Source organism: Sulfitobacter sp. HI0027 (assembly GCF_001634775.1).
Lineage (GTDB): Bacteria > Pseudomonadota > Alphaproteobacteria > Rhodobacterales > Rhodobacteraceae > Sulfitobacter.
Map to the genome: position 1 here is coordinate 1 of NZ_LWER01000009.1, position 7,438 is coordinate 7,438.

A 7,438-nucleotide genomic window follows, 5' to 3' on the forward strand; every position below is an offset into this window, starting at 1 on the left:
AGCACCACAGGCGCAAGGTCCGCTTCTTCTCGACCGTAGAATTGGTCAATGCGTTGGAACAGGAGAAGGCGCTTGGAAAGGCAGGGAAACTGGCTGAGACGCTGACGAAGGTCGACTTGGTCATTTTGGACGAACTCGGCTACCTGCCGTTCAGTTCATCTGGCGGGGCGCTGCTCTTCCATCTGCTCAGTAAGCTCTATGAGCGCACCAGTGTGATCATCACCACCAACCTTAGCTTCTCAGAATGGGCGCAGGTCTTCGGGGATGCAAAGATGACCACCGCTCTCTTGGATCGGCTTACCCACCGCTGCCACATCCTCGAAACCGGAAACGACAGCTACCGCTTCAAGGTCAGTTCTGAGGCAGCAAAGAAAACTGCAAAGGAGGCCAAAACATTGACCGCATCATAGACCACGACGCATAACTGAGGGTGGGTCAAATCTCGGTGAAAATACCGGGTCAGTTCTCAGTGACAATCAACATCGAATTGGCTGTCTTCTGCTATGATGACCAAATCGGCAGGCAAGTTCATACCTTGACCGAGCGTCGGGGTCGCTGCGAGCACGGCCAACGCCCCCTTTCGCTTATACAGCGCCTCCACTAGCTGGCGTTCCTCAGGAAGCAATTGTCCATGGTGCGTCGCAGCCTGGGATGCCAATTTTCCGCCCACAAGAGTCAAGTACAGCTGATCAGCACCACCCATTTCATCGACGGAAATCTCATACAGACGCTGCTCAGTTTCAGTCAGTTCGACACTACATTCATCAAGCGCTGCCCCGGCCTTTTCTGATATAGAAAAGGCATTCGGTATGGATTGAGAAAAGACGAGAGTTCGTAGCCCTGCTCCAGCGGCTGCAGCAGCGACTGAAGATGCAACGACACCGGAGTTGGGCGTCACTTTCCAGAACTTGTTTGTCGAAAGCTGAAGTGTTTCGTTCAAGAGTGGTACAAGAGCATAGTCGCGGCGAACCTGTGACGCCCATGTCTGCTTCACGCTGAAGAACGCGTTTGGTTTTGCCGTCAGCTTGCGCTTTACCGCAGCAGGAACCCCCGCAGTGGAGCTTTTTGCGCGAGCATTCCGCAAGAGTTTTCGCAGGTCAGCAAGTCTCTTTTCATCGTAAACGACGCATCCCCTTAGTTGCCGGGTTGGTTTCCATGCATTGTCGAGAGCAAGAGAGTTTCTACCTGTCAGCTCCGCCAGCCAACCGCTCAGTTCATATGTGTTCTTCATCATAGCCGACATCAGGACGATATCGGCGTCCGGTACAACGCGGGTAAACCCCAAGATGCATAGCATCGCGTCGATTGCTCTCCGGTCTCCGTCAGTGCTCGGATGCATCAGATGACATTCATCGAAGATCAAAAGACCGACGTCATCAAACCGCTCTGGTTCCATATGACTGGTAAGGAGACAGGCTTCTGGAGTCATCACCATGACGTCCGGCAACTCGTCGCTATCCCCAGAAAACCCGAATTCGTCCATACGTTCACCGCGAACGGTTGCCCGCGGAAATGCACCGCGCAGGTCCCGTGCTGTCTGATCAACGAGAGCGTGCGTAGGAGCTAGGAATACCGCCTTGCGCCCGGATAACAAAGTTGCATGAATTTTGAGTTGTGCGGTCGTCGACTTCCCGGCTCCAGTGGGGAACCCTATCGCAGCAGATGTGCCAATCTTGAGGTACCCTTGGGCGACGGCGTCCTTGTGATTACGCCACAGATACGGGCGCGTCTCGGCAACCGTTTTCATGGCCTCGGTCCAACGATCCTCAGGTACGCCATCCGGAGGCGGTAGGTTAACGACGGCGCTTTCCATCAGGGCGGAGCCTGCAGCGATCAAGAGACTGGCCAAATGGAACGGTCCGGGAAAGACAGCGATTGCACCTTCGGGGAATGTATCCTCCAGATCTGATGCGCCGGCGGCGAGCGACTTTACTTCAGAGAAGACTGCAATTGGATCGACCATCCCCCTCACTCGACGCCCTTGCAGCACGAAGGCCAAGGCTCGCACACCTCGCAAGAGTCGATAGTAGAGCGCTGCATTGGCTCGCTCGCCACCGGTACCCGAGACGAGTCGGTCTTGGGGCGGTCGCTTTCGATTCCGAATACGACCAACTTGTCCTTTTGCGAGCATGATCAAGTGAAGAATCAGTTCCGACTGCAGCCAATCGCCGCTCGGGATGCGGATAGAGTCTGCCACCTCAGCAGCATCAGCCGATGCCCCGGCTACCAAGAACAGGAGCATTGCCGAAACATCCGGACTGATCGTATTCGGCGATACAAATGAAACTGGCTGGTCCGAGTCCCGTAGAGCGATCGCTTGATGAACCAACTGATAAGCCGTTGCGGCAACAAAGCCTGCCGCTGCCCGGTTTTCTCTATCGGGATTAATGGCTACCAATGCTTCATTGGTCTGCGCCAACCGGCGTGCAAATCGAATTGTGTCCTCGAGAAGCTCTTCCCCATTTTCACTCTCGCGAAGCAGTACCCTTGCCGATACGATCTCGGCGAAAGCACGTGCAAGTCGGTCAGGCAAACCTTCGCGGTCCAGGTCGGGCAAGTCTGGGGTGGACCTGATGAGTTCGGACGTTGCGGGATCATACATTGGCTGCCGCCTCGGCACTGTCGATCTTGACGAGCGCTTTCTCCGCTACACAATCTATCCAGTCGCGAACGTCTTCCAAAACTAAGGTTTCGGCGCGCCGGCGTGCTACGTCACCCAGTACAGACTTCTCATACCCTTTGAACAAGCCCTTGCGTCCCTTTGCCGATGCATATTTGCCACCAACGGTCACCGCCACGCGGTATGCCCGTTTTTCATTCCATAGAATATCGGCAACAGTCCCGTCGGGGTCTGGGTCTCTGGATACCTCAAGTAGCGAAGTTACCGACGCAATGAGTTCGTTGTCTCGTCCGCCTGTTTCAAACTGCTCAAACTCCGGCCAGACCTTTGATTTAACTTGGTTCCGAGGGTTCTTGGTCGCCTTCTCTTCGCAGATGACAACATGGGCAATGCCGTCGCTGTCGAACTCAATAATGAGGCCATCCAACCCTTTGTCCGCTTTAATCATCTGTGGAGCCCGTATGAGAGCCTCATCGTCGAAACGGTGAGCGGCGATCCACGCAATGACCTGAAAAACCCAACCATCCCGATGGTAGGTCTTGTCGCCAGTGCCGACGGTCAAAAGCTTTCGCGCACCTTCGAAACCGCCTTTGGGATAGCGCGCGGGCAAATCGCCTGTGGCGCGCAATATGCGCTCCACTGTTCGCGACTGACCTATTGCGACGCGGGCCAGGAGCTCAGCAAGCTGGTCCTCGTCCTCAATCGTCCAAGTGGAGCCCGACCAACAATCTTTCTGCCGTATTGGGGTTAGGGTTACTGGCATGAGCTAGACGCGCAACTCAGCGATGTCGATCAGGCTTGGCGTCTTAACGGTAGCTGCAGAATGAGTGTTTCTCATCGTCGGACTCGCTCAAATGTAGAACTTGAATGGCTGGCGTTCGGCGTCATTGGCGCTTCCCATGACCAGAACATATTTATTTGTCATTGCGCTGCCCTTGTCTCGGCCAGAAAAGCTGCAAACGGTCGAATATCTTCCCTCACGCTCGCTGTCTCTAAAGCGGCCATGTAAGCCGCGCGCTGTTCGAGCTTGATGACTGTCCATGGTTGCCCGGCAGCGGCCATCATGACGTTCATCAGAAAGCGCGCTATTCGACCGTTCCCGTCCAGGAACGGATGGATAAATACGAAGATGAAATGTCCAAGGACGATCCGAACAGTCGGGTCATCTTCCGCCTTGAGTAGGTCGAAGAAGACCGGCATGCAGTCTCGAACTGCCTCAGGACTCATTGGGACATGCTGGGATTGCCGAATGTACACAGGGGACGATCGGTAGCCTGCAAGTTGAGAGGCCTTCAGGATGCCCGCTGTGACAGACGGTGCGAATAGGTTGCGATACCAATCACTCAGATCGCGCTCAACAACCTCACCCGCGTCAGCACCTTCCAGAACTGCCCGAATGCTTTCCTTCACTCTCTGAAATGCTTCCCAATATCCACGCGCTGCAAGGGCGTCTTTCAGCGCTCGGTCTTGCTCATCTGTTTCTGGGTTCCAGGTCCCCGAACGCACTTTGTCAATCAGTTCCGGCGAGACACGATAGCCCTCAATGGAGAGCGAATGATACGCATCCGTGACATAGATTTCGTCGATCTGCTTGAGATAGGCGTCGATGTCATTGGTGATGGGTTGGGCCTTTGGAAAGAGATCAATAACATCGTCGCGCATGCTCTCCCACTTCAAGCGGATGCGATGCACGTGGGGCGAGGTGATCCGCCCGGCGTTTGGCACAAGAATCGACTGCTCAAAGGGGTTGATCTCGCGAACGTCATGCGAAGCGGCTTTCATCGCCGCAAGGATTTCGTCTGCGACCTTTTCGGACCCGATGCTTCTAAAAGCACCAGCAAGCCTGCCGGCCGCTCGCGTGTGCCCCCCGTCCAACAGCTTGCCAAGCAGCCGTGAGGCATCTGGCATCATAGCAAGCACAGTGCGCGCTTCTGTCGGATGGTTTTGGAAGAAGACCTCGGGAACGAGGATTAGGGCATCCTCGACGGAGAATAGGCGTAAATTGTCGACGATTTCGAGCGCCTCATCTGACGCGATCGTTGCGCGCGTCTCAAAAAGCGACGTGTTGTGGGGCAGATCGGTCTTAGAGTTTCCGCCCTTGACCGCTCTTACCAATAGCTGAGCAGGAACTGTCGTGTTTCCAGCATGTATGATGAGGGACTGTTCAGGAGACAGAGACCAGTCAGTGCCAAACCGATCTGACAGGTATTGTGCGCAGAATCCCCAAAACGATGTGTACCATGCTGTGCTCTCACCGGCGTTTTCATCGGGGCGTGATGGGATGTACCAGCCCTTCATGACTTCCTTCAGGAAGCCTGCCTTCAGCAGCCGTTCGCGGTGAGTGCGTGACATGTCTTTGGAGCGAATGGCAATCGAACCACCAGACTGTAGTGTCTCGAGCTCTTCCAAGGAGCTTGCAAGCTTCTCTGCGGCACTCGGCATAATTATTCGGCTCCGTTCGAGATTTAGGTTTTAGCGTCGTACATGATTTAGGTGTATGTGTCGAACGATCTTTAGGGTTTTGTGATGCGCAAATCTTAGGTTTTAGTGTTATTGGCCCCTCCTGCCCTTTGGTCAGGACCGCGCCCTACTCGGTCGGCTGCGCGCAGCCGCCCTCCCCGAGCTGAAACGCCGCCTCTCCCTGCGACGTGCCGCTGGCCGCGCCGTCTCCTCCGGAGCCAGCCCGACCAGCCGTCGCACGGTCGTGGTAACGCTTCATCTCGGCCATTCGGTAACGGTCGCTGGGGCGGGCGTGTGACATCAGTGATCACGTACCTCGCGTCTCGGCCGCTGTTGGTCCTCGCTTTGCCGGACACGCAGCTCCGCGCCGCGATCATGGGTCGCAAACGATGTCCGACGACCGCCGGATTGCATTGACCGAAGCTGGCAGAAGGCCGGTGATGGTCGTGCTGTGCAAACCCAAGCTATCGGGTTGCCGTAGAGGGTCAGTTCGAAATCCCGGTGATCCGAACAGGTTGTCGAAGCTTCGACGTTCTCCATGCTGCGCTTCAAGACAACACACATCGGGTTGCCACGGAAACCAGCCGTCGTGGCACGTGAGGCAGGGACAGCAAAGCTCTGACTGGTCGGGATTCGGATCGGGGCAAGAGGACAGAGAAGACATCGCCCGCCCTGCAGCGCCTCCCTCGGCCGTTCCCCTACCTTCCTTCGCCGCCACCGCTCTTCTCCTTTTGTCTGAGTTGCATGACATGCTGGTCGCAGCTGTCGCCCCGTCCACAAAGGTTGTCGCCGATCTTTTTCCCTTGCCCCTGCGGGCCATTCCTCGCGGAGCAAAAAGACCGGCGCCTGCCCCTCTCCGCTGCGCTCCGCCTGCGGTGTGGCCGGGCCTTGGCCAGCTGCAAGGTGACCATCATTGCAACGCAAACAAGGAGAAGAGCAATGACCACGAACTGCATCAAATTCACCAGCGCCGACATCGAAACCGCCAAGGGGGTCGGCTCCATCTCGACCCTGACCTTCGACCTCGACATCACGGTCGAACCCGTCGCAAGCGCGAACCCGATGGCCCCCACGCACCGCGTCCTCGGCCGCTCCCCGCGCGGCAAGCTGGTCGAGTGCGGCGGCATCTGGAAGAAACAGAACAAGGAGACCGGCGCCGACTACTACACGCTGACCATTCGCGACCACGGCTTCAACGCCAACCTCGGCAAGGCCGCGAACCAGGACGATCTGTCCCTGCAGGCCGTCATCCCCTGGGGGCCAAAGGACGCCGCCTAAGCCAACAGCCAGACCGCTCCGGCGGTCTGGCTTTTTCTCGTTTCAAGAAACGACAATGGTTCGGGTCCGAAACCCGTGTCTGAAGGTTGCGGCATATTCCGGACGACGTCGCCGTGGCGGGTAGGAAGCTGGATAGGTCGCAGATGCGGCTTTGATCTTTCTGTTCAGTGACAACGTGCATCGCGCGAACCCGAGTCGGAACCGAATGTCCGCAGGAAGAACTGGCGGCCCGCTGGGCGAGACAAGCGCTCCCCTTCCGCCGGTCGAGCAATCCGCGCCTGGGTCGTCTTGGCGAAGCTGCCAGGGGCGGCGAACTCACCCTGTGCCGCGTGGGTGTAGCCGCAGATCAACGTCATGTGTCCGGGGGACGAAGTATCACGTCAGGGCCACCGCCGCGCGCCTTTCCGTCGACCTGTTGGCCTTTCAGATCGCTAGCCCGGGGTCGAGCGGTCGGCAACGCCGGGGGCAGGTTTCTGGGCGGCTGACGCCTTGAGCGCTGCGGGGCATCGCTCACAACAAACCTGCCCCTGTCGTGCTCCATTTCATTCCGCCCCGTGCCGGGTGCAGCCCGCTCTCATGCCCCCGGTCTTTTCCACGATCCGTCCAACGACGATCAACGGAAAGGATCATATCATGACACTCGAACAATCCATCGACCTCGCCGAAATGCAAGCCGACATGGCCTTCGAGGCCTACCTCGCCGCCTTTGATGAAGACGCCCATCCAGAGGGCATTGCCAAGTTGGGTGATCGTGGGCGCAAGGGGGCGTGGCGTGAGCGCTTATGCGGTCATCTGGAGCGCATAGTCGTTCCACAGGCTGAAGGCGTCAGCCCGTGCGTGGCGGTATGAAGATGCGGTGAGACGATAGCGACGGGGACGGAAGAGGGTGTTTATCTGATCATGGGCCGCGAGGAATCTCTGCGCCTGTCGTTGGGACTTGAAGCGCCCCATGATTTTCTCTCGCCGTCGCGTTGGTCTATGTGAGCCCTCGATCCGGTTGTTCAGATGGGGTGGTTGCCGTCCTCCCCAAACGGCATCGCAATGTGCCAAGGTCGTGGTGTTCAAAGCCACAAGAAGGAA

8 protein-coding genes are annotated in these 7,438 nt (G+C 57.2%); 3 read left to right on the top strand and 5 right to left on the bottom strand.

From position 1 onward, the window contains the following. On the top strand, positions 1–410 hold a 410-nt coding region (locus A3722_RS00515), incomplete at its 5' end, for an ATP-binding protein (protein WP_161488205.1). A 56-nt stretch (positions 411–466) separates the two neighbouring features. On the opposite strand, the gene A3722_RS00520 is transcribed toward A3722_RS00515, so the two are convergent. The 3 genes from A3722_RS00520 to A3722_RS00530 all read right to left on the bottom strand — a co-directional run bounded on the left by A3722_RS00520 (position 467) and on the right by A3722_RS00530 (position 5,062). After that, positions 467–2,602 carry a DEAD/DEAH box helicase gene (locus A3722_RS00520; RefSeq protein WP_082849304.1) on the bottom strand — a complete coding sequence of 712 codons (2,136 nt, stop codon included), beginning with the start codon at positions 2,600–2,602 and terminating at the stop codon, positions 467–469. Further along, positions 2,595–3,248, bottom strand: coding sequence for a hypothetical protein (locus A3722_RS00525; protein ID WP_201721928.1), 654 nt, complete (start codon positions 3,246–3,248; stop codon positions 2,595–2,597). Before A3722_RS00525 ends, A3722_RS00520 begins: the two co-directional genes overlap by 8 nt. Before the next feature lie 293 nt (positions 3,249–3,541). Further along, positions 3,542–5,062 (bottom strand): Fic family protein, encoded by a 1,521-nt coding sequence (locus tag A3722_RS00530; protein ID WP_009827239.1) that lies wholly within the window; start codon positions 5,060–5,062, stop codon positions 3,542–3,544. Between the two features lie 957 nt (positions 5,063–6,019). Between A3722_RS00530 and A3722_RS00535 the strand changes: the two genes are divergently transcribed. After that, positions 6,020–6,358 carry a DUF736 domain-containing protein gene (locus A3722_RS00535; protein WP_008335621.1) on the top strand — a complete coding sequence of 113 codons (339 nt, stop codon included), beginning with the start codon at positions 6,020–6,022 and terminating at the stop codon, positions 6,356–6,358. A 510-nt stretch (positions 6,359–6,868) separates the two neighbouring features. Here A3722_RS00535 and A3722_RS25225 read toward each other — a convergent pair. Beyond that, a complete protein-coding gene (locus A3722_RS25225; protein WP_443068595.1) occupies positions 6,869–7,081 on the bottom strand; it encodes a hypothetical protein in 213 nt (70 codons plus the stop codon). Here A3722_RS25225 and A3722_RS00540 point away from each other — a divergent pair. Beyond that, the gene (locus tag A3722_RS00540; protein WP_067623429.1) at positions 6,992–7,207 is read left to right on the top strand and encodes a hypothetical protein; all 216 of its coding nucleotides are present in this window, start codon (positions 6,992–6,994) and stop codon (positions 7,205–7,207) included. The two genes, A3722_RS25225 and A3722_RS00540, sit on opposite strands and share 90 nt — an antisense overlap. Here A3722_RS00540 and A3722_RS22945 read toward each other — a convergent pair. Further along, positions 7,139–7,438, bottom strand: a 300-nt coding sequence (locus A3722_RS22945) for a DDE-type integrase/transposase/recombinase (RefSeq protein WP_236629146.1), incomplete at its 5' end; no start/stop codon positions are given. The genes A3722_RS00540 and A3722_RS22945 overlap by 69 nt on opposite strands.

Bases quoted from the DNA above. Each gene is read 5' to 3' on its own strand.
- A3722_RS00520 (WP_082849304.1), bottom strand. From the start codon at position 2,602: ATGTATGATCCCGCAACGTCCGAACTCATCAGGTCCACCCCAGACTTG.
- A3722_RS00530 (WP_009827239.1), bottom strand. From the start codon at position 5,062: ATGCCGAGTGCCGCAGAGAAGCTTGCAAGCTCCTTGGAAGAGCTCGAG.
- A3722_RS00535 (WP_008335621.1), top strand. From the start codon at position 6,020: ATGACCACGAACTGCATCAAATTCACCAGCGCCGACATCGAAACCGCC.
- A3722_RS00540 (WP_067623429.1), top strand. From the start codon at position 6,992: ATGACACTCGAACAATCCATCGACCTCGCCGAAATGCAAGCCGACATG.
- A3722_RS25225 (WP_443068595.1), bottom strand. From the start codon at position 7,081: ATGGGCGTCTTCATCAAAGGCGGCGAGGTAGGCCTCGAAGGCCATGTC.